The organism is Cedecea sp. P7760, assembly GCF_013386425.1.
Classification (GTDB): Bacteria; Pseudomonadota; Gammaproteobacteria; order Enterobacterales; family Enterobacteriaceae; genus Cedecea; species Cedecea selenatireducens.
Genome location: NZ_JACARU010000050.1, coordinates 92,479 through 118,669, shown reverse-complemented (window position 1 = coordinate 118,669; position 26,191 = coordinate 92,479). Strand labels below are relative to the sequence as shown.

Sequence of the window (26,191 nt, the reverse complement as noted above, 5' to 3'; positions counted from 1 at the left end):
GCGATCAATTTATAGCTAAAACACCGTGACTCGGCCAGTTTGATCTACAGCAATTTTGCCCCTTTATATCCCGTAATGCCAGCTTTAAACATTGATCCAAAACAATTTACACCGGTAATGTTAATTATTTTTCAATGGAGAATTAATCGTGAAATTGTTGTTAACGATATGTTTTAGCGCTTCGCTTTAGGTTAATTACATGCGCCGTATTCTCAACATTAAGCGGATATCTAAAGGCTTTCCTTAAATTGTCCCCCCGTCTGCCGCATCATCTTTACAATAATAATGACGCCTGTTCTTTCATGATTTTGATGCCTTCCTTTTATTATTCACAAATAATTCACCTTTAATATGAATCAAATTAACAAATCATTATTTTTTATAAGGTTACAGCGTGAAAATATCGCTTAATGAAATTATTCAGGAAAAAAATACAAGAGAGGAAAAGCACAGCTCAGCGGGGGACGAACCAAAGGCCTGAAGAAGCAAACATAAAAAAAGGCCACCCAGGGTGGCCAACCATGTCGAACACTTATTATTACTGTTTCCCCCGCTTACACGGGGGCATCTGCTTACTGCGGCAGAATAGCTTTCAGCGCGTCGCCAATGTCGGCGAGGCTGCGAACGGTTTTCACCCCAGCGGCTTCCAGAGCAGCGAATTTCTCATCCGCAGTCCCCTTCCCGCCCGCGATGATGGCGCCAGCATGGCCCATACGCTTGCCTTTTGGCGCGGTTACGCCGGCAATGTAGCCCACAACAGGTTTGGTCACGTGCTCTTTAATATAAGCCGCCGCTTCTTCTTCTGCGCTCCCGCCGATTTCACCGATCATCACGATGGCTTCGGTTTTCGGATCTTCCTCGAACATCTTCAGGATATCAATGAAGTTGGAGCCAGGAATCGGGTCACCGCCGATGCCGACGCAGGTCGACTGGCCGAGGCCGATGTCGGTAGTCTGCTTAACGGCTTCATAGGTCAGCGTCCCGGAACGGGAAACGATGCCCACTTTGCCCGGCAGGTGAATGTGGCCCGGCATGATGCCGATTTTACATTCGCCTGGGGTGATAACGCCCGGGCAGTTAGGCCCGATCATGCGCACGCCTGCTTCATCCAGCGCAACCTTCACGGTCAGCATATCCAGCGTAGGGATACCTTCGGTGATGGTGATAATCAGCTTGATGCCTGCATCAATCGCTTCCAGGATGGAGTCTTTGCAGAACGGGGCTGGAACATAGATAACGGAAGCGGTCGCGCCGGTCGCGTCTACGGCTTCACGCACGGTATTGAATACCGGCAGGCCCAGGTGCTCAGTGCCGCCTTTGCCTGGCGTCACGCCGCCAACCATTTGCGTCCCGTAGGCAATCGCCTGTTCGGAGTGGAAAGTCCCCTGGCTGCCGGTAAAGCCCTGGCAAATTACCTTGGTGTTTTTATCGATCAAAATGGACATTATTTCCCCTCCACGGCAGCAACAACCTGCTGTGCTGCGTCCGTCAGACTTTTCGCTGCAATGATGTTCAGGCCGCTATCCGCCAGCTTTTTCGCGCCCAGTTCGGCGTTGTTACCTTCCAGACGTACCACAACCGGCACGTTAACGCCCACTTCGGCTACCGCGCCGATGATGCCGTCGGCAATCAGGTCGCAGCGTACGATACCGCCGAAGATGTTCACCAGAACGGCTTTCACTTTGTCGTCTGACAGGATGATTTTGAAGGCTTCGGTCACGCGCTCTTTGGTCGCACCGCCGCCCACGTCAAGGAAGTTAGCCGGCTCACCGCCGTGCAGCTTAACGATGTCCATGGTGCCCATTGCCAGGCCCGCACCGTTAACCATACAGCCGATGTTGCCGTCCAGCGCAACGTAGTTCAGTTCCCACTGTGCAGCCTGAGCTTCACGCGGGTCTTCCTGAGACTGGTCGCGCATTTCACGCAGATCCGGCTGGCGGAACAGCGCGTTGCCGTCAGCGCCCAGTTTGCCGTCGAGGCAGATCAGGTCGCCCTGCTTAGTGATAACCAGCGGGTTGATTTCGATCAGCGCCAGATCGCGCTCGAGGAAAATCGCCGCCAGCCCCATAAAGATCTTAGTGAACTGCTGAACCTGTTTACCTTCCAGACCCAGTTTGAACGCCAGCTCACGACCCTGGTAAGGCATTGGTCCAGCCAGCGGGTCCAGCGCTACTTTGTGGATCAGATGCGGGGTTTCTTCCGCCACTTTTTCGATTTCCACGCCGCCTTCGGTGGAAGCCATGAAGACTACGCGGCGAGAGCTACGGTCAACAACCGCGCCCAGGTAGAGCTCTTTGTCGATGTCGGTCGCAGCTTCAACCAGAATCTGGTGAACCGGCTGGCCGTTTGCATCCGTTTGATAAGTTACCAGGCGTTTGCCCAGCCAGTGCTCAGCGAAAGCGCGAATATCTTCTTTGCTGTTAACCACTTTCACACCGCCCGCTTTACCGCGGCCACCGGCATGAACCTGACATTTCACCACCCAAGGACCCGCGCCAATTTTAGAGGCGGCTTCTTCCGCTTCACGCGGTGTGGTGCAGGCGTAACCGACGGGTGCCGGTAAACCATACCGAGCAAACAACTGTTTCGCCTGATATTCGTGTAAGTTCATGAGTTCTATCCATCCAGATAAAGAGCATTAACGCTCGGGGTAAGGTTAGATTTGGTTGTAGGGGCGGGTGTCAAAGCACCCGCCAGAGTCTTATTTGACTACACGTCCAGTAGCAGACGAGTTGGATCTTCCAGCAGCTCTTTAATAGCGACCAGGTAACCCACGGACTCGCGGCCATCGATCAGACGGTGATCGTAAGAGAGCGCCAGATACATCATCGGCAGGATCTCTACTTTACCGTCAACCGCCATTGGGCGGTCTTTGATGGCGTGCATGCCCAGAATCGCGCTCTGCGGTGGGTTGATGATTGGCGTAGACATCAGGGAACCGAAGACGCCGCCGTTGGTGATGGTGAAGTTACCGCCGGTCAGCTCTTCTACGGTCAGCTTGCCGTCACGGCCTTTCACCGCCAGTTCTTTGATGCGTTTTTCGATGTCAGCCATACCCAGGGTATCAACATCTTTCAGCACTGGAGTCACCAGACCACGCGGGGTAGAAACCGCGATGCTAACGTCGAAGTAGTTGTGGTAAACCACGTCTTCACCGTCGATGGAAGCGTTCACTTCCGGATAGCGTTTCAGCGCTTCAACCACGGCTTTAATATAGAAGGACATGAAGCCCAGACGCACGCCGTGACGTTTTTCAAACGCTTCACCGTACTGCTTACGCAGTTCCATGATTGGCTTCATGTTCACTTCGTTGAAGGTTGTGAGCATGGCGGTGGAGTTTTTCGCTTCCAGCAGACGCTCGGCCACGCGCTTACGCAGGCGGGTCATCGGCACGCGTTTTTCGCTGCGGCCAGCCAGTGGAGCAACCGGCGCCTGAGAAGCCTCTGCGGCTTTCGCCTGTGCAGGCTGTTTCGTTTTTGCTTCGCTCAGGTGTTTTTCAACGTCTTCGCGAGTGATACGGCCACCCACGCCGCTGCCTTTGATAGCGCTGGCGTCGAGGTCATTTTCTGCGATTAGACGGCGGATAGCCGGGCTGAGGGCATCGTTATTCTGCTCTTCCAGGGAAGCCTGCTGACGCTGAGCCGGGGTAGACTCTTTGCTGTCAGACTTGACGGAGGTTTCTTTCCCGCCGCTGTTGCCTTCACGCAGGCGACCCAGAATCTGACGAGAAGTCACGGTCGTGCCTTCGTCTTCCAGTACCGCATCAAGAATGCCGTCCGCAGAGGCCGGGACTTCCAGCACCACTTTGTCAGTTTCGATTTCAACCAGCACTTCGTCACGTTTGACGCTGTCGCCCGGTTTTTTATGCCAGGTTGCCACTGTCGCGTCGGCTACGGACTCAGGCAGGTCAGGAACTAGAATATCTACGCTACTCATTATTTATCCTTTAATTTATTCGACGTTCAGCGCGTCATTAACCAGATCTTGCTGCTGCTTCTGGTGAACGGACATATACCCTACCGCCGGAGAGGCGGAGGCCGGGCGACCTGCATAACGCAGGGCAGACCCAAACGGAATCACTTCGCGGAGGTGGTGTTGGCTGCAGTACCAGGCGCCCTGGTTCAGCGGCTCTTCCTGGCACCAGACAAAATCATGCACGTGAGCGAACGGTTTCAGCGCTTCCTGTACCGCCTGATGCGGGAACGGATAGAGCTGCTCGATACGCACAATCGCCACATCCTTCTGGTCGTTTTTACGACGCTGCTCAAGCAGGTCGTAGTAAACCTTACCGGAACACAGTACTACACGCTTCACGCCTTTAGGATCCAGTTCGTCAATCTCACCAATTGCCGGCTGGAAAGTGCCGTTGGCCAGTTCGTCGAGGCTGGAAACCGCCAGCGGATGGCGCAGCAGAGATTTCGGTGACATCACTACCAGCGGACGGCGCATCCCGCGCAGCGCCTGACGACGCAGCATGTGATAAACCTGAGCCGGCGTAGACGGGACACAAACCTGCATGTTCTGCTCGGCGCACAGCTGGAGGTAACGCTCCAGACGCGCGGAGGAGTGCTCCGGACCCTGACCTTCATAGCCGTGCGGCAGCAGCATCACCAGGCCACACATACGGCCCCATTTCTGCTCGCCGGAGCTGATGAACTGGTCAATCACGACCTGAGCACCGTTAGCGAAGTCGCCGAACTGGGCTTCCCAAATGGTCAGCGTACGTGGTTCTGCCGTGGCGTAACCGTATTCAAAGGCCAACACCGCTTCTTCAGACAGTACGGAATCCCAGACTTTGAAGATGCCCTGGCTGTTATGCACGTGCGCCAGCGGCGTATAGGTAGAACCGTTGCTCTGGTTATGGATAACCGCATGACGGTGGAAGAAGGTACCGCGCCCCGCATCTTCACCGGACAGACGGACGGACACGCCCTCGTCTACCAGCGTGGCGTAAGCCAGGTTCTCCGCTGCGCCCCAGTCGAACAGCTTGTTACCGTTCGCCATTTCCTGACGATCGCCGTAAATTTTAGCCACGCGAGACTGCATCTCTACGGCTTCCGGCACGGTGCTGATGCGCTTAGCCAGTTCCTGCACGCGCTTCATCTCAACCTTGTTCGGGTAGCTTTCGTCCCACTCGTGGTTGAGGTACGGCGACCAGGTAAAGGAGTGCATGTTCATCGGACGCCATTCGTTGACGACGCATTCACCGGCATCCAGCGCATCGCGGTACAGATTCACCATTTCGGTAGCATCTTCCAGCGTGGCCAGCTTGTCCTGCTCCAGCTTGTCGGCGTAAATCTTACGTGGGGTCGGATGTTTTTTGATTTTCTGGTACATCACAGGCTGAGTTGCGCTTGGCTCATCAGCTTCGTTATGACCGTGGCGACGGTAGCAAACCAGGTCGATAAACACGTCGCGTTTGAAGGTATTACGGAAATCCAGCGCCAGACGAGTCACGAAGGCAACCGCTTCCGGGTCGTCCGCATTCACGTGGAAAATTGGCGCCATCACCATCTTACCGATATCGGTACAGTACGGCGTGGAGCGAGCATCCAGCGGGTTAGAGGTGGTGAAACCAATCTGGTTGTTGATAACGATACGTACGGTACCGCCCACTTCGTAGCCACGCGCTTTAGACATGTTCAGGGTTTCCTGAACCACGCCCTGCCCGGCTACGGCGGCATCACCGTGGATGGTGATCGGCAGAACCTGATTGCTGCCTGGCTTATCCAGACGATCCAGGCGCGCACGCACGGAACCGATAACCACCGGGCTAACGATTTCAAGGTGAGACGGGTTAAACGCCAGCGCCAGGTGAACCAGGCCGCCTTCGGTTTCCACGTCGGAAGAGAAGCCCATGTGGTACTTCACGTCACCGGTGCCGAGGTGCTCTTTATGTTTACCGGCAAATTCGTCGAACAGATCCTGCGGTTTTTTACCCAGAACGTTGATCAGCACGTTAAGACGACCGCGGTGCGCCATACCCAGCACCACTTCGCGCGTGCCGCTCTTACCAGCATGGCGAATCATCTCTTTGAGCATCGGAACCAGCGCGTCGCCGCCTTCCAGCGAGAAGCGCTTCGCCCCGGGGAATTTGGCACCCAGGTAACGTTCCAGACCTTCTGCTGCAGTCAACTCGCTCAGGAAGCGTTTTTTCTCTTCCGGCGTAAAGGTTGACTGGCCCACCACAGATTCAATGCGCTGCTGGATCCAGCGTTTTTCTTCTGTGTTGGTAATGTGCATGTACTCGGCGCCAATAGAGCCGCCGTAGGTTTGTTGCAGAGCGTCAATCAGATCCGCAAGCTTCATGGTTTCTTTGCCGCCGGCAAAAGACCCCACGTTAAAGCTCTGCTGCAGATCCTCATCCGTCAGGTTGTGGAAAGCCGGATCCAGATCGGGAACGGATTCTTGCTTCCACAGGCCAAGCGGATCGAGGTTTGCTGCCTGATGCCCGCGGAAACGCCAGGCGTTGATCAGCTGCAGAACCTTAACTTGCTTAACGTCAGTGTCAGGATCGGTGATTGCGGTGGAGTAACGTGAGGCATCCTTCGCCAGACGACGGAAATAATCACGCGTTTTTGAATGGAATTGATCCGGTCTCGCTCCGGTGCCAGCTAACTGCTGGAACATGCTGCGCCAGTGCGCATCAACAGAGTCAGGATCGGTTAAGAAGTCTTCATAGAGCTGCTCTATGTAGGACTGGTTTGCGCCCGCCAGCCAGGAAGAGTCCAGCCAGGGCTTCATCGCGCCGTTCTGCATCGTGATCCCTTAAGCAAATTTTTGCTTATTTCGCCGTGGATAACTATAACGCACACCGTAGGGTATACAGGTATACGTTCCAGGGTTCACTTTCTTCGAGCCTGTTGCCGTGGAGGGCGGCCCGCGAAGGAACCTTTAAAAACTGTCTCTATACAAGATTTGTAGGGCAGTTTTTAAAGATTTCCTGCAATCCGTTCCCTCTCCCCTGTGGGGAGAGGGTCAGGGCGAGGGGAACAGCACTCCCCTCTTATTACTTAAGCGCTTTTCTGCAACAGCATCGACTTGATATGGCCGATAGCTTTCGTCGGGTTCAGCCCCTTAGGACAAACACTGACGCAGTTCATAATGCTGTGACAGCGGAATACGCTGAAAGCATCGCTCAGGCCGTCCAGACGCGCGTCCGTTTCGGTGTCGCGGCTGTCGATCAGGAAACGATACGCCGCCAGCAGGCCGGCTGGGCCGATAAACTTGTCCGGGTTCCACCAGAACGATGGGCAGGAGGTCGAGCAGCAGGCGCAAAGAATACACTCGTACAGACCATCCAGTTTTTCACGCTGCTCCGGCGACTGTAAATGCTCGCGAGCGGGTGGATTTTGCCCATTATTCAACAAGTAAGGCTTAATCTTCTCATATTGAGTATAGAATTGCCCCATGTCCACCACCAAATCGCGGATCACCGGCAGGCCGGGCAGAGGACGGATGACTATCTTCTGTTTGCCGTTGCCGAGCGCCGAGATTGGCGTGATACAGGCCAGGCCGTTTTTGCCGTTCATGTTCAGGCCGTCAGAGCCACAAACGCCCTCGCGGCAGGAACGACGGAACGACAGGCTTGGATCCTTTTCCTTCAGCTGCATCAGTGCATCCAGCAGCATCATGTCACGACCTTCTTCCGCTTCCAGGGTGTAATCCTGCATACGCGGCGCGTCGTCTACGTCCGGGTTATAACGATAAACTGAGAATTCGAGTTTCATTGTCCTGTCTCCGCATTAATAAGTACGAATCTTCGGCGGGAACGCCGGACGCAGTTTCGGTTCCATGTTGACGCTACGACGCGTCATGGACTCCGACTCTGGCAGATACAGGGAATGGCACAGCCAGTTTTCGTCATCACGATCCGGGAAGTCGAAGCGGCTATGCGCGCCACGGCTCTCGGTACGGAAGTTTGCCGACACCGCGGTGGCGTAGGCGGTTTCCATCAGGTTATCCAGCTCCAGACACTCAACGCGCTGGGTGTTGAACTCGCTGGAAGTGTCGTCCAGACGGGCATTTTTCAGACGCTCGCGGATCGCTTTCAGCTGCTCAAGACCTTTGGCCATGGCGTCACCTTCACGGAATACCGAGAAGTTGTGCTGCATACATTCCTGAAGCGCTTTACGGATTTCCACCGGATCTTCACCATTACGGTTGCCGTTCCAGCGGTTTAGGCGCTCAAGGGACGCGTCGATTTCGGCTTCGGTTGCGTCAAGCAGGTCGCCCTGCTCGGCAATGGATTCCTGCAGATGCAGGCCGACAGCACGACCGAACACCACCAGGTCAAGCAGGGAGTTGCCGCCCAGACGGTTTGCACCGTGCACGGAAACACACGCAATTTCACCCACGGCGAACAGGCCAGGGATAACCACATCTTCACCCTGCTCGTTCACGGTCAGCGCCTGACCGGTCACTTTGGTCGGAATGCCGCCCATCATGTAGTGGCAGGTTGGGATAACAGGAATCGGCTCTTTCACCGGATCTACGTGGGCGAAGGTACGGGACAGTTCCAGGATACCCGGCAGGCGGGACTCCAGCACTTCTTTACCCAGGTGATCCAGTTTCAGCTTGGCGTGTGGCCCCCACGGGCCATCACAGCCGCGGCCTTCGCGGATTTCGATCATGATGGAACGCGCCACCACGTCACGACCCGCCAGGTCTTTAGCATTCGGGGCATAACGCTCCATGAAGCGTTCGCCGTGTTTGTTCAGCAGGTAACCGCCTTCACCACGGCAGCCTTCTGTGACCAGAACCCCCGCCCCGGCGATACCGGTTGGGTGGAACTGCCACATCTCCATATCCTGCACCGGCACGCCAGCGCGGATAGCCATGCCTACGCCGTCACCGGTATTAATGTGGGCGTTGGTGGTGGACTGATAAATACGGCCTGCACCGCCGGTTGCCAGCACGGTCGCGCGGGCTTTGAAGTAAACCACTTCCCCGGTTTCGATGCACAGCGCGGTACAGCCCACAACGGCGCCGTCGGCGTTTTTAACCAGATCCAGCGCATACCACTCGGAGAAGATGGTGGTGTGGTTTTTCAGGTTCTGCTGATACAAGGTGTGCAGCAGCGCGTGGCCGGTACGGTCAGCCGCTGCGGCAGTACGTGCCGCCTGCTCGCCGCCGAAGTCTTTTGACTGGCCGCCGAACGGACGTTGATAGATGGTGCCGTTTTCCAGACGGGAGAAAGGCAGGCCCATGTGGTCCAGTTCCAGAATCGCTTCCGGGCCGGTTTTACACATATATTCGATGGCGTCCTGGTCACCGATATAGTCGGAACCTTTTACCGTGTCGTACATGTGCCATTCCCAGTTATCTTCATGGGTATTACCGAGCGCAACGGTGATGCCACCCTGCGCGGATACGGTATGGGAACGGGTTGGGAACACTTTAGAAAGCAGCGCACAGGTCTGGCCGCTCTGGGAAATCTGTAGCGCTGCGCGCATACCTGCGCCACCAGCACCAATCACTACAGCATCAAATTCTCTGACTGGCAGTTTCATTACACACCCCACACCACAACGAATCCATAAATGACGTAAACCAACAGCGCGACAACAATCAGCAGCTGTAAAGGAAGGCGAATCGCCAGCGGTTTAACGTAGTCGGTCAACACCTGCCACATGCCAATCCAGGCATGGATCAAAATAGAGAACAGTGCCAGCAGGGTGAAAACTTTGGTGAAGGCAGAGGCAAAGAAGCCGTGCCAGACGTCATAGGTCAGCTCGCTGGTGAAAGCGAAGAAGCCAATCATGTAGATGATGTACAGGGTTAATACGATGGCGGTAGCGCGAACCAGCACATAATCGTGCACGCCATTGCGACCCAATGCGGAGGCATTGCTTACCATACGAGGACTCCTGCAAGAATTGAAAGCACGACGGTAATAACAAAGGAGATATGTGCGGATCGTTTGCCCGCTACAAGGGTCTCTTCCAGATAGCCAAAGTCCATCAGCAGATGGCGGACACCCACCACGACGTGATAGGCCAGAGCCGTCAGAATGCCCCACATTATAAATTTAACGATAAAGCTGCTCATCACGGCGGAAGCGGTGATAAAACCTTCCGGAGATGAGAGTGACAATCCCAGCAACCAAAGCAGAATGCCGACCGCCACAAATGTGATCACGCCGGAAACGCGGTGGAGGATGGAAGCGATTGCAGTGACGGGGAACCGGATCGTTTTCAGGTCCAGATTGACAGGTCGTTGTTTTTTCACGTTTCTTATCATGAATAGCGCCCACATGCTCTTCTTATTGTTTCCTTCCTCCGGATCTGCATTCGGGGTCAGACAGCGCTAACTTTCTATAACTGTGCGTCATGCAAAAAACAGCTACATCCAGAGGCCAGAGATCTGGCTACAACGCTGGGTGGCTCCCGGTAGCAGGGTGTTCCGGAGACCTGGCGGCAGTATAGGCTCTTCACAAAATCATTACAATTAACCCACATAATGTTTGAAGGGTTTTGCTCGGAACAGTGAGCAGGATCACGATAACAACATTATTTTAAATTTTAATCATCTGATTTGACAAAAGTTAAACATTCTTGTTACAAACAGGGCCCGAAAAGCCGTATAATTCGCAAAAGTTATAGGGTCAGCCTTTCACCTGAGTAATAGTTATGTAACAGTGGATGGGTATTGACCCGAGAGATCAGGACAGTTATTAGTGATATACAGGTTTGAATGATACTGATTGCTAAGACGCTGATTTGCTGTAGTTTCGCCCTCAAAGCGAGTGTTACCTGCAAGCGCCCATCGCTCTGTACCCTGGTTGTACTCCTCTAAACAGAGCCGCGAGCCAATTAAAAAACTGGTAACCAACCATTGTGGGTTCGAATGCAAATTGGACGCCTGGCAGTCTTATGAAATAAGGCGCTAAGGAGACCGTAAATGGCTGATACTAAAGCAAACCTCACCCTAAATGGTGACGATGCTCTCGAACTTGATGTGCTAAAGGGCACGCTAGGTCAGGATGTAATTGATATCCGTAGTCTTGGTTCTAAAGGTGTATTTACTTTTGACCCAGGTTTCACCTCTACCGCATCCTGCGAGTCCAAAATCACTTATATCGACGGTGACGAAGGCATTCTTTTGCACCGCGGCTTCCCGATTGACCAACTGGCTACCGAATCCAGCTATCTGGAAGTGTGCTACATCCTGCTGAACGGCGAAAAGCCGACGCAGGAACAGTTCGAAGAATTCAAAACCACCGTGACCCGCCACACCATGATTCATGAGCAGATTACCCGTCTGTTCCACGGCTTCCGTCGCGACTCGCATCCGATGGCCGTGCTGTGCGGTGTAACCGGTGCTCTGGCGGCCTTCTACCACGACTCACTCGACGTGAATAACCCACGCCACCGTGAAATCGCGGCATTCCGCCTGCTCTCTAAAATGCCGACCGTAGCAGCTATGTGTTACAAGTATTCGATTGGTCAGCCTTTCGTTTACCCGCGCAACGACCTCTCCTACTCGGCCAACTTCCTGAACATGATGTTCTCCACGCCGTGCGAAGAGTACAAAGTTAACCCGATTCTGGAACGCGCAATGGACAGGATCCTGATCCTGCACGCTGACCACGAACAGAATGCTTCTACCTCCACCGTGCGTACCGCAGGCTCCTCCGGCGCCAACCCGTTTGCGTGTATCGCTGCGGGCATCGCTTCCCTGTGGGGACCGGCTCACGGCGGCGCCAACGAAGCTGCGCTGAAAATGCTGGAAGAGATCAGCACCGTGGAGCACATTCCGGAATTTATCCGTCGCGCCAAAGACAAAAATGACTCGTTCCGCCTGATGGGCTTCGGCCACCGCGTGTACAAAAACTACGACCCGCGTGCCACCGTGATGCGTGAAACCTGTCACGAAGTGCTGAAAGAGCTGAACCTGAAGGACAACAACCTGCTGGAAGTGGCGATGGAGCTGGAACACATCGCGCTGAACGACCCGTACTTCATCGAGAAGAAACTCTACCCGAACGTAGACTTCTACTCCGGCATCATCCTGAAGGCGATGGGCATTCCATCCTCCATGTTTACCGTTATCTTCGCGATGGCGCGTACCGTGGGCTGGATTGCACACTGGAACGAAATGCACGACGACGGCATCAAAATTGCCCGTCCACGTCAGCTGTATACCGGCTACGACAAACGTGATTTCAAATCAGATCTCAAAAAGTAATTTTTCCGCTTTCTGAGTAAAAAACGCGCCTTATGGCGCGTTTTTTTATTTCTGACAGACGGGGCACCAGTAAAACGGCCTCGAAGAGAGCATCGTTTTTTCAATTATCTCTCCGCAGCGCTCGCACGGTTCACCGGCCCGATGAAACACCCTGAAACTAAAGATTGCGCCGTGATGTTTATTTTCATCCACCTGCCCTCGCGTCTGATAAGAAAGACGAGGCACAGCCAGCAAAGCCCCGGCGAAACGCTCAACCTGCTCTTCGCTTAAATCCTCAGCGCGGTGCTGAGGCGCAAGCTCTGCCTCCCAAAGGATCTCCACCCGAAGATAGTTGCCCAGCCCGGCCAAAAACGCCTGATCTAACAGCAGGCCGCTGAACTGCCTGCGGCGAAACTTCGGCGATAACAAACGCTCTTTGACCTGCCCCACCGTCAGCGTCTCGTCCAGCACATCTGGCCCTACACGCTGCAGGAAAGGATGCTGCTCAAGCTGTTTCTGCTCCAGCATTTCAATGTCTGAGGCACTGTACAGCAAAATGGCTTTTTCGGCCGTTTGTAGCTTAACCCTTAAAACTCGCTTCGTTTCTGGCTGTTTATCAGCCTCAACCACCCGCCAGACGCCGTATAGTTGGTTATGACTGTACAACGTTAAGCCATTAGAAAAATGGGTCAGCATTGCCTTGCCGCGGGTTTCAATCCGCTCGATAGTCTTGCCCTTGAGCATAGCCTCGAACGGCTTTAGCTCTTCAAAAGCAAACCAGGCTTCGGTTAACGGCTCGCCGCCCACGGCGGCTTCAAGTTTGTCCGCCGCGCGGCGGATTTCCGGTCCTTCCGGCATACTCAACTCCCTGAAACGTTATTCTTCCTGCGTCAGTTGCCAGGCAATCTGCTCGAGATAAATGGCCTGCTCACGGCGCGCCTTTAGCGCCTCTTCCAGCGAACACGGCACAAAATGAATAGGCTCCCCTAGCCTGACCTGGGCCAGATGATAAAGATCGGCCTCGATAACGCAGGCAATGCGAGGGTAGCCGCCGGTTGTCTGCGCATCGTTCATCAGGACTATTGGCTGGCCGTTATGCGGCACCTGAATGACGCCGGGCAACAGACCGTGGGACAGCATTTCTCGCTGGGTAGTTCGCTCCAGCTCCGGCCCCTGTAGCCGATAGCCCATCCGGTTACTCTGCGGGCTGATTTTCCAGGCCAGCCGCCAGAGGCTCTCCTGCGCAGACTTGCTGAATTCCTGATATTCCGGTCCGGCCAGGGCGCGAATACGGTTGCCCCACAGCAGCTGTTTTACGCCCCGTGAACGCTGAAATTTGTGCTGAGATTTCCGTAAAGGAATCTGGTCGCCATCACGCAACAGGCGTCCGTCATGGCCGCCAATACCGGCTTTAAGGTCGGTGCTGTAAGAGCCCATTACCTCGGGGACATCTAAGCCCCCGTCAACGGCAAGGTAGCTACGCATGCCGTGCGAAGGTTTTTTTAACGTTAACCTTTGCCCTTTTTTTACCGCCAGCCGCCAGCCTGTCCACACGGCTTTGCCATCCAGATCCGCATGGCAACCTGCGCCAGTCAGCGCAAACCAGCCATCACGCCCAAACTCAATCACGCATTGCCCAAGAGTAAGCTCCAGCGCCGGTGTGTCGGGCGTATTCCCGACTAATAAATTGGCGACAGTAATCGCCGGAATATCCAGCGCACCGCAGCGGCTGACGCCAAGCTGGCGAAACCCTTCACGGCCGGTATCCTGCACGCTGGTCTGTAGACCGGCGCGAATAATTTTCAGCATATGCCTTCCTTCTGCGGCACAAAACGCACGCTGTCTCCGGGCAACAATAAAGTGGGTGATGCGTTGTCAGGATTAAACAAGCTGAGCGGAGTGCGGCCGATAATTTGCCAGCCGCCCGGCGTCGCCAGCGGATAAATGCCGGTTTGGCTACCGCCGATGCCTACCGAACCCGCAGCGACCTCAAGCCGTGGCTCGGCGCGCCGGGGCGTCGCGAGGATGTCAGGTAACCCGCCCAGATAGGCAAATCCTGGCTGGAAGCCAAGGAAATAGACGATGTATTCAGCACTGGAATGCAGGGCAACCACCTGGGCGGGAGTGAGATCGTTCTGGCGAGCTACTGCGTCAAGATCGGGCCCGGCTACACCGCCATAAACTACCGGGATCTCAATCCGGCGAGGCGTGGGTATTACCGCCTCACTTTCTTCCCACCAGCGCTGCAGCCACTCGATACCGTCCAGCGCCAGCCGCTGAGGATCTTTCAGCACAACGGTGATGTTATTCATGCCCGGAATGGCCTCGCTCACCTCATCAGAGGCATTCAGGCGATCCAACAGCCCCCAAATACGCTGCTGGCTGGCGAGCATGACGGGAGGCTCCAGTTCCAGAACCACCGCTTTTTCACCGAGTAAATAACAGCGAGCTCGTTGCACAGGCCCTCCAGAATCAGGCTGGGTTTGGGATATCGATAAAAATAACGTCGAGATCGGTTTCGCTGTTTAGCCAGTCGCTCAGCGCCTGGATACCGCCGCGTTCAGTGGCATGATGGCCAGCAGCGTAGAAGTGCAGCCCCTGCTCGCGGGCCGAATGAATCGTCTGCTCGGAAACCTCGCCGGTAATAAACGCATCCACGCCAAAACGTGCGGCGCTATCGATAAAGCCCTGTCCGCCGCCGGTACACCACGCCACGCGGCGAATCTGATCCGGGCCGGTATCGCCACACCACAGCGGCGTGCGGCCTAATCGCATTTCAATCCAGGAGGCAAGCTCAACGCCGGAAAGCGGCGTCGGGAATTCCCCCCACGGCACCAGCGGCTCAACTTCCCCTTTTGTTTCAATGCCCAGCAGCGCACCCAGCTGGGCGTTATTGCCCAACTGCGGATGGGCATCGAGCGGTAAATGCCAGCCGTAAAGATTGATATCGTTCGCCAGCAGCGTTTTAAGGCGATTACGCTTCATGCCGCGAATGACCGGTGATTCGTTTTTCCAGAAATAGCCATGGTGCACAATCACCGCGTCGGCCTGCTGACGCACGGCTTCATCCAGCAGCGCCTGGCTGGCGGTCACGCCGGTAACAATCTTGCGGATCTCTGCCCGGCCTTCAACCTGCAGGCCATTGGGGGCGTAATCGCTCATCGCCGCGCTGTTCAGCTTTTCATTAATCAGGCGTTCCAGTTCACTGTTTTTCATCATTATTCTCTTCAGTTATTTTCTTGCTGCCTCGTAGGCCGCAAGCGTATTCAGTCGGGCCTGCTTATGGTCAACAATCGGGCGCGGGTAGTCCAGCGTTTGCTTTTGTTTATCAGCCCAGGCCCATGGGGAATGGATTTGCTTGCCGGGAACCGCTTTCAGCTCCGGCAGCCACTGGCGGATAAAGTCGCCGTCCGCGTCGAAGCGTTCGCCCTGGGTTGTGGGGTTAAAAATACGAAAATAGGGCGCGGCGTCGGTACCGGTGGAAGCAGCCCACTGCCAGCCGCCGTTGTTAGCCGCCAGGTCGCCGTCAATCAGCTGAGACATAAAGTAGCGCTCGCCCTGCCGCCAGTCGATCAGCAAATCCTTTACCAGGAAACTCGCCACAACCATGCGTAAGCGGTTATGCATCCAGCCCGTTTGGTTGAGCTGGCGCATCGCCGCATCGACAATCGGGTAGCCGGTTTTACCCTGCTGCCAGGCTTCAAGCAGCGCATCATCCCCGCGCCAGCGAACCTTATCGGTCCAGGCGATAAACGGGCGATGACGGCAAAGCTTCGGGTAAGCGACCATCAGATGGCGGTAAAATTCGCGCCAGATAAGTTCGTTGAGCCAGGTCGCTCCGGCTTCACCCTCCAGCGCTTTAGGCTGCTCTTTTAACAGGCGATGCAGGCACTGGCGTGGAGACAAAACGCCGGTTGCCAGATAAGGCGACAGGCGGCTGGTCCCTTCTATAGCAGGAAAATCTCGCTGCTCCGGGTAGTCAGCAGCCGGCTGCCGACAAAACTTACGTAGCATACCGATCGCCTCCTGCTCACCTACAGGGAAAATCTCGTGGTCAAATTTTTCAAGCGGCACATCGAACGCAAACTGTTCGTTGAATGGAACCTCTCCCCGAGTTTTCGGCGCCGGCACGCACTCCGGTAGTCCTTCCTGCAAACGCCGAATAAACGCCTTGCTGAAAGGAGTAAACACTTTATACATCTCGTGGTTACCGGTCGTAACGCTGCCCGGCGCCAGCAGCAGGCTGTCATCAAAACCTTGCACGGTCACGTCGACATCAAGCGCTTTTTCTAAGGCGGCGTCACGGGCACGCTCGTTGACTTCATACTGGTAGTTGTAAAAAAGAGCATCAACGTTTTGCTCAGCGCAAAACGCTTTTACGCACGCAACCGATGCGGCGAAATCCGCGACCTGCCTGATATGAAGTTCAATCCCACGCCCGGCAAGCGCATGGCCCAACGCCTGCACATGCTGAAAGATGAATTCAGCCTGCTTCGGGGCCATAACATGCTGACGCCACTGCTCGGGCGTAACAACAAATACCCCGATGACTTTTGCATCGGGGTTGCGGCAGGCGGCGTGTAAGGCGTAGTTATCGTGAACACGAAGATCGTTGCGAAACCAGACCAGATGGGTGGTCATAACTCTCCTGATTTAGTTGCCGTACCGCAGGCGTAGCGCTTCGGGATACGGTTCAAAGTAGCGTTGTTGATCGAGATAACGGTCCGGGTATTCTGCCATATAGTGTTTCAGCAGGGTGATCGGCGCGAGTAAAGGCTGCGTGCCCTGGCGGTAGCGGGCAATGAGCTCAGACAGTTCCTGCCGCTGGCGCGGATTCAGCTGTCGACGGAAATAACCCTGCACGTGCATCAAAACGTTGGTGTGGTTGCGGCGCGTGGCCTGATGCTGCATTAAGGCCATCAGCCGCTGGCGATATTCAACGAAGAACGCCTCCAGCGAAGTCCAATCCTCAATGGACGCCACAAAGCGCCCCAGCTCGCGGTATTCAGGCTGAGAATGAGCCAGCAGCAGAAGTTTATAGCGGCTGTGGAAGGCGATGAGTTTGCCCCGCGTTAATCCACTTTTGCGCAGCTGGTTCAGCTCAAACAGCGTGTAAATGCGCTCGACGAAATTCTCGCGGATAGCCGGATCGCATAGGCGCCCATCTTCTTCAACAGGCAGCCACGGAAGCTGACGCTGAAGCTCGGCGGTAAACACGCCGGTGCCGCTTTTACGGTTATTTTTACTCTCTTCGTCATAGACCCGGACTCGTTCCATCCCGCAGCTCGGCGATTTCGCACAAACAATGTAGCCGCAGAGGTGCTCAAGCCCGCTGACATGGCGTGAGGAAAACGCCTGCATCGTGGCGGTAAAGTCGCCTTCGCTTTGGTTACTTAAACGCAGGGCAAGCTCGCCATCGTTCAGCTTCACCAGCCTGAGCGCGGGGCGAGGCGTCGGCAGACCAATGGCCATTTCGGGGCAAACCGGTTCAAACCGCACCCAGGGTGCCAGCTCGTTAACGGCAAAGGCCAGCTTCTTGTGGCCGCCGTCAAAGCGGACATTCTCCCCCAGCAGGCAGGCGCTGATACCAATCGGAATAGTGTCGTTCATTGTCTGCTCCTCAGTTGTTAACTAAGTGTAGCAAGACGCGGGCAACAAAAAAGCTACCCGGAGGTAGCTTTCGTCAAATCGATTCAGCTTTTAGTAAAAATCGAAGGCGCCGGCTTCTGATTGCGCCATCCACACCGGCTTGTCGCTGGTTTTGGACCACACGCGATGCAGATAGCTGTAAAAGCGTGCGCGATCTTTCCAGAACAGCATCACCGGCAGCGCCAGCACGCCCGCCGCGACTGCAAATGCGCGACGCAGGATGACCTGATGCGCAGGGTATTCTTTATATAAAGACATAGGCTTCTCCTCATAATGTGTGACCGACACCGCATGTCGGAAAATCGAAACTTGTTATCTGGTCAAAATACTATCTCATTACGTGAAAGTTTACTACTCATCCGACCAGATAATTGTGCTTTTTTGTGCGCTATTTATCACTGCACGCGTAATTAAGTTACAAAATGGTTAAATAAATACTAACCATTAGTTAACCAATGGCTTTTCCATTTTTATACTTTTTTTACACCCCGCCCCCGGACTTTTACGACATCTTTTCACCCGAAATCCTATTCTGCCGCGAAATGCTTAACGCACCGTTGGAGGTGGATTGTGAGTGCAGGCGTCATAACCGGCATCGTGCTGGTCTTCTTGCTGTTGGGTTACCTGGTTTATGCCCTGATTAAAGCGGAGGCTTTTTAATGGCTGCGTCCGGATTTTTACTGATCGCCAGCTTCCTGCTGGTGCTCTTCGCCCTTGCGAAACCGCTGGGAGCGGTGCTTGCCCGCCTGATCGAAGGTGAACCTCTGCCTGTGGTCGGCCGCATAGAACCTCTTCTGTGGTCGCTGATTGGCAGTAAAGGCGAAGAGATGGGCTGGAAGCGCTACCTGATGGCGATTCTGGCATTTAACGTTTTCGGGCTGCTGTTTCTTTTCGCGATCCTGATGTTCCAGGGCAGCCTGCCGCTCAACCCTCAGCAGCTGCCGGGGCTTTCGTGGCATCTGGCGCTGAATACGGCAGTAAGCTTCGTGTCCAACACCGACTGGCAGTCCTACGGCGGTGAGACCACGCTGAGCTACTTCAGCCAGATGGTTGGCCTGACGGTGCAGAACTTCGTTTCAGCGGCGACCGGTATTGCGGTGGTGTTTGCGCTGATCCGCGGCTTCTCTCGCCATTCCGCCAGCACGCTGGGCAACGCGTGGGTCGATTTAACCCGCGTTACGTTCTATATCCTGCTGCCTGTCGCCCTGCTGATGGCGCTGTTCTTTATTAGCCAGGGCTCGCTGCAAAACTTTGCCGACTACCAGCCTTACACCACGATTGAAGGCGTTCAGCACGTGCTGCCGATGGGGCCTGTCGCCTCTCAGGAAGCCATTAAAATGCTGGGTACCAACGGCGGTGGCTTCTTTAACGCCAACTCGTCTCACCCCTTTGAGAACCCCACTGCGCTGACCAACTTCGTGCAAATGCTCTCCATCTTCCTGATCCCGGCAGCCCTTTGCTTCGCCTTTGGTGAAGCCGTAGGCGACCGCCGTCAGGGACGTGCTCTGCTCTGGGCAATGACCATTATCTTCGTGGTCTGCGTGGTGGTAGTGATGTGGGCCGAGCTGCAGGGTAACCCGCACTTCACCCAGTTGGGCGCAAACAGCAGCATCAATATGGAAGGGAAAGAGAGCCGCTTCGGCATTCTGAACAGCAGCCTGTTCGCGGTGATTACCACCGCCGCATCCTGCGGGGCAGTTAACGCGATGCATGACTCCTTTACCGCATTGGGCGGCATGGTGCCAATGTGGCTGATGCAGATTGGTGAAGTGGTGTTCGGCGGCGTGGGCGCGGGCCTGTACGGCATGCTGCTGTTCGTGCTGCTGGCGGTGTTCATCGCCGGGCTGATGATTGGCCGTACGCCAGAATATCTGGGTAAGAAAATCGACGTGCCGGAAATGAAGATGACTTCGCTGGCCATCCTTATCACGCCTGCCCTGGTACTGATCGGCACCGCGCTGGCGTTGATGACCGACGCAGGCCGCAGCGGGATAGCTAACCCAGGTATTCACGGGTTCAGCGAAGTGCTGTACGCCGTTTCTTCTGCCGCCAACAACAACGGCAGCGCCTTCGCAGGCTTGAGCACCAACACGCCGTTCTGGAACGTGCTGCTGGCCGTGTGCATGTGGTTTGGTCGCTTCGGGGTGATTATCCCGGTGATGGCGATTGCCGGTTCACTGGCCGCGAAAAAATCCCAGGCCGTCAGCATCGGTACGCTGCCTACTCACGGCCCGCTGTTTATCGGTTTACTGATTGGGACAGTGCTGCTGGTTGGCGCCCTGACCTTTATCCCCGCCCTCGCTTTAGGCCCGGTTGCGGAACACCTTTCTCTGGTTAATTTCTGATTACGAGGCTTCCATGAGTCGCAAGCAACAGGCGCTGTTTGAACCTGGTCTGATCCGTCAGGCGCTAATTGATTCTTTTAAAAAGCTCGCACCCCAGGTGCAGTGGCGCAACCCGGTGATGTTTATCGTCTGGGTAGGGAGCATCATCACTACCCTGCTCGGGATAGCGATGATCACCGGCCTGCAGCAGGGTGACGCCCTCTTTACGCTCGCCATCAGCCTGTGGCTGTGGTTTACCGTGCTGTTCGCCAACTTCGCGGAAGCGCTGGCGGAAGGCCGCAGCAAAGCCCAGGCCAACAGCCTGAAAGGGGTGAAAAAAACCAGTTGGGCGCGCAAACTGCGCAGCCCGCAGCACGATGCCCAGGTTGACCATGTTCCGGCAGCCGACCTGCGTAAAGGTGACGTCGTGCTGGTGGAAGCCGGGGATATCATCCCCTGCGATGGCGAGGTCCTTGAAGGTGGCGCATCGGTAGATGAAAGCGCCATCACCGGGGAATCGGCACCGGTTATTCGTGAGTCCGGCGGCGACTTTGCCTCGGTGACCGGCGGGACGCGCATTCTGTCCGACTGGCTGGTTATTCAGTGCAGCGTCAACCCAGGGGAAACCTTCCTCGACCGCATGATTGCCATGGTTGAAAGCGCCCAGCGTCGTAAAACGCCGAACGAAATCGCCCTGACTATTCTGCTGGTAGCGCTGACCATCGTGCTGCTGCTGGCGACCGCTACCCTGTGGCCGTTCTCAGCTTACGGCGGCCAGGCGGCAAGCGTGACCGTGCTGGTTGCCCTGCTGGTCTGCCTGATCCCAACCACCATCGGCGGCCTGCTTTCCGCCATCGGCGTTGCCGGGATGAGCCGCATGCTGGGCGCGAACGTTATCGCCACCAGCGGCCGTGCGGTAGAAGCTGCCGGGGATATCGACGTCCTGCTGCTGGACAAAACCGGTACCATTACGCTTGGGAACCGTCAGGCTTCTGCCTTCCTGCCTGCGCCTGGCGTGGATGAAAAAGAGCTGGCCGACGCGGCTCAACTGGCCTCGCTGGCGGATGAAACCCCGGAAGGCCGCAGCATCGTGGTACTGGCAAAACAGCGCTTTAACCTGCGCGAACGCGACGTGCAAAGCCTGCAGGCGACGTTCGTGCCGTTTACCGCCCAAACCCGCATGAGCGGCATCAACATTCAGGACCGCATGATCCGTAAAGGTTCCGTGGACGCCATCCGTCGCCATGTGGAGGTGAACAACGGCCACTTCCCGGCGCAGGTCGACACGCTGGTTGAAGGCGTAGCTCGTCAGGGCGGCACGCCGCTGGTGGTTGCCGAAGGGGCCAACGTGCTGGGCGTGATTGCACTGAAAGACATCGTTAAAGGCGGCATTAAAGAGCGTTTCGCGCAGCTGCGCCAGATGGGCATCAAAACGGTAATGATCACCGGGGATAACCGCCTGACCGCCGCTGCCATTGCCGCCGAAGCCGGGGTAGATGACTTCCTCTCAGAAGCCACGCCGGAAGCCAAACTGGCGCTGATTCGTCAGTATCAGGCCGAAGGCCGACTGGTCGCCATGACCGGCGACGGTACCAACGATGCCCCTGCGCTGGCACAGGCAGACGTTGCGGTAGCGATGAACTCCGGGACTCAGGCGGCGAAAGAGGCCGGCAACATGGTGGACCTGGACTCTAACCCGACCAAGCTGATTGAAGTGGTGCACATCGGGAAGCAAATGCTGATGACGCGCGGGTCGCTGACCACCTTCAGTATCGCCAACGACGTGGCGAAATACTTCGCCATTATCCCGGCGGCGTTTGCGGTGACCTATCCGCAGCTTAACGCGCTGAACGTGATGCACCTGCACTCCCCTGCTTCGGCCATTCTGAGTGCGGTCATTTTTAACGCGCTGATCATCATCTGCCTGATCCCGCTGGCCCTGAAAGGCATCAGCTACAAGCCGCTGAGCGCCGCGGCAATGCTGCGCCGCAACCTGTGGATTTATGGTCTGGGCGGTATCGTCGTGCCGTTTATTGGTATCAAAGTGATTGACGTGATCCTGACCGTGCTCGGTCTGGTCTAAGAGGAAAAGAACATGGCTACGTTACGCCCCGCTTTATTACTGCTGATTATCCTGACGCTGATTACCGGCGGGGTTTACCCCCTCGTCGCCACGCTGCTGGGGCAGTGGTGGTTCCCGGCCCAGGCCAACGGCTCATTGATCGTTGAAGACGGTAAAGTTCGTGGTTCAGAGCTGATTGGCCAGGACTTTACTAACGCAAAATATTTCCAGGGGCGCCCTTCTGCCACCTCGGATAGCCCCTATAATCCAATGGCATCCGGCGGCAGCAACCTTGCGGCCAGCAACCCGGAGCTGGACAAAGAGGTTAAGGCTCGCATTAGCGCGCTGCGTGCGGCTAACCCGGACGCTAATCCGGCGGTCCCGGTTGACCTGGTAACCACGTCGGCCAGCGGCCTGGACGGGCAGCTTTCTCCCGAGGCTACCGCGTGGCAAATTCCACGGGTGGCTAAAGCCAGAAATCTTCCGGTTGAGCAGGTCGCTCGCCTGGTGGCTGAAAACACCACGACGCCGCTGGTGAATTTTATCGGCATGCCGGTAGTGAACATCGTTAAGCTGAACCTGGCGCTGGACCATCTCCAGGCGAAGTAAAAAGGACGCGTTATGACCGAGGAGCCGCTGCGCCCCAACCCCGATAAGCTGCTGGAGAAAGTAAACCGCCAGCCGCGTGGGAAACTGAAAATCTTCTTCGGCGCCTGCGCAGGCGTCGGGAAAACCTACGCAATGCTTCAGGAGGCGCAGCGCCTGCGAGCGCAGGGCCTCGATGTGCTGGTGGGCGTGGTGGAAACCCACGGCCGCCAGGAAACCGCCGAACTATTAAAGGGGCTGACGATTCAGCCCCCTCGTCGTATTCATCACCGGGGGCGCCTGGTTCAGGAGTTTGACCTGGACGCCGCCCTCGCCCGCAATCCGGCTCTGATTCTGATGGACGAACTGGCGCACAGCAACGCGCCAGGGTCGCGCCATCCCAAACGCTGGCAGGATGTTGAAGAGCTGCTCGAAGCCGGCATCGACGTTCTGACCTCAGTCAACGTTCAGCACCTCGAAAGCCTGAATGACGTGGTGGGCGGCGTAACCGGGATTCAGGTACGCGAAACCGTCCCCGATCCTATTTTTGACGCGGCCGACGAAGTTGTGCTGGTTGACCTGCCACCGGACGATTTGCGCCAGCGCCTGCACGAAGGCAAAGTTTATATCTCCGGTCAGGCCGAACGCGCCATCGAACATTTCTTCCGTAAAGGCAACCTGATCGCCCTGCGCGAGCTGGCACTGCGACGTACGGCGGACCGCGTAGACGATCAGATGCGTGCCTGGCGGGATAATCAGGGGCAGGAAAAAGTCTGGCACACGCGTGACGCCATCCTGCTGTGCATCGGCCACAGCAACGGCAATGAAAAGCTGGTTCGCACCGCCGCACGCCTGGCCGCCAAGCTCGGCAGCGTCTGGCATGCCGTTTACGTTGAAACGCCGCAGCTTCATCGCCTGCCCGAACACCAGCGCCGCACCATTCTCAGCGCGTTGCGGCTGGCTCAGGAGCTGGGCGCAGAAACCGCCACGCTAGCCGATCCAAATGAAGAGAAAGCGGTACTGCGCTATGCCCGCGAGCACAACCTCGGCAAAATCATTATTGGCCGCCACACAACGCGCCGCTGGTGGCACCGCACCTCTTTTGCCGATCGCTTAGCCAGACGCGCCCCGGACCTCGATCTGGTGATTGTCGCGCTGGATGAAAAACCTCTCCCCTCCCCGACCAGAGCGCCGGACACCAGGGCCTTAAGCGAGAAGTGGCGTATTCAGCTGCGCGGCTGCGCCGTGGCGGTGGTGCTTTGCGCGTTCATCACGTTTATCGCCAATCAGTGGCTGGTTGCCTTTGATGCCGCCAACCTGGTGATGATCTACCTGCTGGGCGTGGTTATCGTGGCGCTGTTTTATGGCCGCTGGCCGTCGGTGCTGGCGACAATAGTCAACGTTATCAGCTTTGACCTGTTCTTTATTGCTCCGCGAGGCACGCTCGCCGTCTCGGATGTGCAGTACCTGCTAACCTTCGGCGTGATGCTCACCGTGGGGCTGGTGATCGGCAATCTGACCGCTGGCGTGCGCTACCAGGCGCGGATCGCCCGCTATCGTGAGCAGCGCACACGCCACCTGTATGAGATGTCTAAAGCGCTGGCCGATGACCGAACGCCGCAGGACGTCGCCGCCACCAGCGTGCAGTTCATCAATAATACTTTCCAGGCCCGCAGCCTGCTGCTGCTGCCGGATGAACACGGGAAGCTCAGCCGCATCGCTGCCGAAGGTGAACCCGCTCAGTTGGATGAGGCTATTGCCCGCTGGAGCTTTGATAAGGGGCAACCTGCCGGGGCTGGAACCGATACGCTACCGGGCGTGCCCTACAGAATTCTGCCGCTCAGCACCACGGAAAGAACGCTGGGCCTGCTGGTCGTCGAGCCGGAAAACCTGCGCCAGCTGATGATCCCCGAGCAGCAGCGCCTGCTGGAAACCTTTACCCTGCTGGTAGCCACCGCGCTGGACAGGCTGCTGCTCACGGCCAGCGAAGAACAGGCGAGACTTTCCAGCGAGCGCGAGCAAATTCGTAACTCGCTGCTGGCGGCACTTTCGCACGACCTGCGTACGCCGCTCACCGTCCTGTTCGGCCAGGCAGAAATCCTGACGCTGGATCTCGCCAGCGAAGGCTCAAAACATGCCCCGCAGGCCAACGAGATCCGCCAGCACGTGCTAAATACTACCCGGCTGGTGAATAACCTGCTGGATATGGCCCGCATTCAGTCCGGCGGCTTTAACCTTCGCAAAGAGTGGCTGACGCTGGAAGAAGTGGTTGGCAGCGCGCTGAAAATGCTTGAGCCGGGCCTCGGCGGTCGCCATATCGCCCTCACTCTGCCCGACCCGCTGATGCTCATTGAAGTCGACGGCCCGCTGTTTGAGCGCGTGCTGATCAACCTGCTGGAAAACGCGGTGAAATATGCCGGCTATAAAGCCGACATTGGCATTAAAGCCAGCGCCACGGCGGACAGGCTGGATCTGGAAGTCTGGGACAGCGGCCCGGGGGTTCCGGCTGGTAAAGAGCTGCTGATCTTTGATAAATTTGCCCGCGGTAACAAAGAGTCAGCGATTCCAGGCGTTGGGCTTGGGCTGGCTATCTGCCGGGCGATTGTTGAAGTTCACGGCGGCACAATTTATGCGCTCAACCGCCCGGAAGGCGGTGCCAGCTTCCACGTTGTGCTACCTTTATCGCCTCCCCCCGAACTCCCTGAAATGATTGAGGCGCTGTGACAACGGTTCTGATAATTGAGGATGAAAAAGAGATCCGCCGCTTTCTGCGCACCGCGCTGGAAGATGAATCGTTGCGCGTGTTTGATGCCGAAACGCTGCAGCGCGGCCTGATTGAAGCCGCCACCCGCAAGCCGGATCTGGTGATTCTGGATCTCGGCCTGCCGGACGGCGACGGTATCGATTTTATTCGTGACTTCCGCCAGTGGAGCCAGACGCCAATCATCGTGCTGTCAGCCCGAAGCGACGAACAGGCAAAAATTGCCGCGCTGGATGCCGGTGCGGACGATTTTCTCAGCAAGCCCTTTGGCATTGGCGAACTGCAGGCCAGGCTACGGGTTGCCCTGCGCCGCCACGCCAGCATGGTTCAGCCCGATCCTGTTTATCAATTCTCTGCCATTACGGTCGATCTCTCTTCGCGCCGCATCACCCGCGGCGAAGAGGAAATTCACCTTACCCCGATAGAATTCCGCCTGCTCGCAACCCTACTGAATAACCACGGAAAAGTGCTGACACAGCGCCAGCTCCTCAACCAGGTTTGGGGCCCCAATGCCGTGGAGCACAGCCACTATCTGCGCATTTATATGGGCCATCTGCGCCAGAAGCTGGAAAGCGACCCTGCCCGCCCTCGCCACCTGCTAACCGAAACCGGCATCGGCTACCGCTTTATGCTGTGAAAGAG

General features: G+C 56.3%; 22 protein-coding genes. 7 read left to right on the top strand and 15 right to left on the bottom strand.

Annotation, left to right across the window (positions count from 1 at the left end; all coding sequences use genetic code 11):
* Nucleotides 1-572 precede the first annotated feature (572 nt).
* The 8 genes from sucD to sdhC all read right to left on the bottom strand — a co-directional run bounded on the left by sucD (nt 573) and on the right by sdhC (nt 10,257).
* The gene (sucD, locus tag HX778_RS17215; protein WP_038474574.1) at nt 573-1,445 is read right to left on the bottom strand and encodes a succinate--CoA ligase subunit alpha; all 873 of its coding nucleotides are present in this window, start codon (nt 1,443-1,445) and stop codon (nt 573-575) included.
* Nucleotides 1,445-2,611 carry an ADP-forming succinate--CoA ligase subunit beta gene (sucC, locus tag HX778_RS17210; protein WP_038474577.1) on the bottom strand — a complete coding sequence of 389 codons (1,167 nt, stop codon included), beginning with the start codon at nt 2,609-2,611 and terminating at the stop codon, nt 1,445-1,447. The genes sucD and sucC overlap by 1 nt, the downstream gene beginning before the upstream one ends.
* Before the next feature lie 98 nt (nt 2,612-2,709).
* Nucleotides 2,710-3,936, bottom strand: coding sequence for a 2-oxoglutarate dehydrogenase complex dihydrolipoyllysine-residue succinyltransferase (gene odhB / locus HX778_RS17205; protein WP_176982620.1), 1,227 nt, complete (start codon nt 3,934-3,936; stop codon nt 2,710-2,712).
* Between the two features lie 15 nt (nt 3,937-3,951).
* Complete coding sequence (sucA, locus tag HX778_RS17200) at nt 3,952-6,759, bottom strand: 2-oxoglutarate dehydrogenase E1 component (protein ID WP_038474583.1); 2,808 nt, start codon at nt 6,757-6,759, stop codon at nt 3,952-3,954.
* A 254-nt stretch (nt 6,760-7,013) separates the two neighbouring features.
* Entirely contained in the window at nt 7,014-7,730 is a 717-nt protein-coding gene (locus HX778_RS17195) for a succinate dehydrogenase iron-sulfur subunit (protein WP_176982619.1), read from the bottom strand.
* A 15-nt stretch (nt 7,731-7,745) separates the two neighbouring features.
* Nucleotides 7,746-9,512 carry a succinate dehydrogenase flavoprotein subunit gene (sdhA, locus tag HX778_RS17190; protein WP_038474589.1) on the bottom strand — a complete coding sequence of 589 codons (1,767 nt, stop codon included), beginning with the start codon at nt 9,510-9,512 and terminating at the stop codon, nt 7,746-7,748.
* Nucleotides 9,512-9,859 (bottom strand): succinate dehydrogenase membrane anchor subunit, encoded by a 348-nt coding sequence (gene sdhD, locus HX778_RS17185; RefSeq protein ID WP_038474592.1) that lies wholly within the window; start codon nt 9,857-9,859, stop codon nt 9,512-9,514. Before sdhD ends, sdhA begins: the two co-directional genes overlap by 1 nt.
* Nucleotides 9,853-10,257 carry a succinate dehydrogenase cytochrome b556 subunit gene (sdhC, locus tag HX778_RS17180; RefSeq protein WP_038474595.1) on the bottom strand — a complete coding sequence of 135 codons (405 nt, stop codon included), beginning with the start codon at nt 10,255-10,257 and terminating at the stop codon, nt 9,853-9,855. The genes sdhD and sdhC overlap by 7 nt, the downstream gene beginning before the upstream one ends.
* A gap of 645 nt (nt 10,258-10,902) precedes the next feature.
* On the opposite strand from sdhC, the gene HX778_RS17175 reads away from it, so the two are divergent.
* Nucleotides 10,903-12,189, top strand: coding sequence for a citrate synthase (locus HX778_RS17175; protein WP_038474598.1), 1,287 nt, complete (start codon nt 10,903-10,905; stop codon nt 12,187-12,189).
* A gap of 45 nt (nt 12,190-12,234) precedes the next feature.
* Here HX778_RS17175 and nei read toward each other — a convergent pair whose 3' ends face one another.
* The 7 genes from nei to HX778_RS17140 form a co-directional block, all read right to left on the bottom strand.
* Nucleotides 12,235-13,026, bottom strand: a complete 792-nt coding sequence (gene nei, locus HX778_RS17170) for an endonuclease VIII (protein WP_038474601.1) — start codon at nt 13,024-13,026, stop codon at nt 12,235-12,237.
* Between the two features lie 18 nt (nt 13,027-13,044).
* The gene (gene pxpC / locus HX778_RS17165; protein WP_176982618.1) at nt 13,045-13,977 is read right to left on the bottom strand and encodes a 5-oxoprolinase subunit PxpC; all 933 of its coding nucleotides are present in this window, start codon (nt 13,975-13,977) and stop codon (nt 13,045-13,047) included.
* Nucleotides 13,971-14,627, bottom strand: a complete 657-nt coding sequence (pxpB, locus tag HX778_RS17160) for a 5-oxoprolinase subunit PxpB (RefSeq protein WP_038474607.1) — start codon at nt 14,625-14,627, stop codon at nt 13,971-13,973. The genes pxpC and pxpB overlap by 7 nt, the downstream gene beginning before the upstream one ends.
* A 13-nt stretch (nt 14,628-14,640) precedes the next feature.
* On the bottom strand, nt 14,641-15,384 hold the full coding sequence (locus HX778_RS17155) for a type 2 GTP cyclohydrolase I (protein WP_176982623.1): 744 nt from the start codon (nt 15,382-15,384) through the stop codon (nt 14,641-14,643).
* 15 nt (nt 15,385-15,399) lie between these two features.
* Complete coding sequence (gene phrB, locus HX778_RS17150) at nt 15,400-16,809, bottom strand: deoxyribodipyrimidine photo-lyase (RefSeq protein WP_176982617.1); 1,410 nt, start codon at nt 16,807-16,809, stop codon at nt 15,400-15,402.
* Nucleotides 16,810-16,821: 12 nt separating this feature from the next.
* A complete protein-coding gene (locus HX778_RS17145) occupies nt 16,822-17,778 on the bottom strand; it encodes a DUF523 and DUF1722 domain-containing protein (protein WP_176982616.1) in 957 nt (318 codons plus the stop codon).
* A 90-nt stretch (nt 17,779-17,868) separates the two neighbouring features.
* Nucleotides 17,869-18,075 (bottom strand): YbfA family protein, encoded by a 207-nt coding sequence (locus tag HX778_RS17140; protein ID WP_038474616.1) that lies wholly within the window; start codon nt 18,073-18,075, stop codon nt 17,869-17,871.
* Nucleotides 18,076-18,387: 312 nt separating this feature from the next.
* Here HX778_RS17140 and kdpF point away from each other — a divergent pair, with 312 nt between their 5' ends.
* From kdpF to kdpE, 6 genes are read left to right on the top strand one after another with little or no spacing between them, the layout of a single operon-like run.
* A complete protein-coding gene (gene kdpF, locus HX778_RS17135; protein WP_008456132.1) occupies nt 18,388-18,477 on the top strand; it encodes a K(+)-transporting ATPase subunit F in 90 nt (29 codons plus the stop codon).
* On the top strand, nt 18,477-20,162 hold the full coding sequence (gene kdpA, locus HX778_RS17130) for a potassium-transporting ATPase subunit KdpA (protein WP_176982615.1): 1,686 nt from the start codon (nt 18,477-18,479) through the stop codon (nt 20,160-20,162). The genes kdpF and kdpA overlap by 1 nt, the downstream gene beginning before the upstream one ends.
* A 13-nt stretch (nt 20,163-20,175) precedes the next feature.
* A complete protein-coding gene (gene kdpB, locus HX778_RS17125; protein WP_176982614.1) occupies nt 20,176-22,224 on the top strand; it encodes a potassium-transporting ATPase subunit KdpB in 2,049 nt (682 codons plus the stop codon).
* A 12-nt stretch (nt 22,225-22,236) separates the two neighbouring features.
* Nucleotides 22,237-22,812: a potassium-transporting ATPase subunit KdpC gene (kdpC, locus tag HX778_RS17120; RefSeq protein WP_176982613.1), complete on the top strand. Its 576-nt coding sequence runs from the start codon at nt 22,237-22,239 to the stop codon at nt 22,810-22,812.
* A 12-nt stretch (nt 22,813-22,824) separates the two neighbouring features.
* Entirely contained in the window at nt 22,825-25,512 is a 2,688-nt protein-coding gene (kdpD, locus tag HX778_RS17115) for a two-component system sensor histidine kinase KdpD (protein WP_176982612.1), read from the top strand.
* Nucleotides 25,509-26,186 carry a two-component system response regulator KdpE gene (gene kdpE / locus HX778_RS17110; RefSeq protein WP_038474631.1) on the top strand — a complete coding sequence of 226 codons (678 nt, stop codon included), beginning with the start codon at nt 25,509-25,511 and terminating at the stop codon, nt 26,184-26,186. The genes kdpD and kdpE overlap by 4 nt, the downstream gene beginning before the upstream one ends.
* The last annotated feature ends 5 nt before the right edge of the window (nt 26,187-26,191 follow it).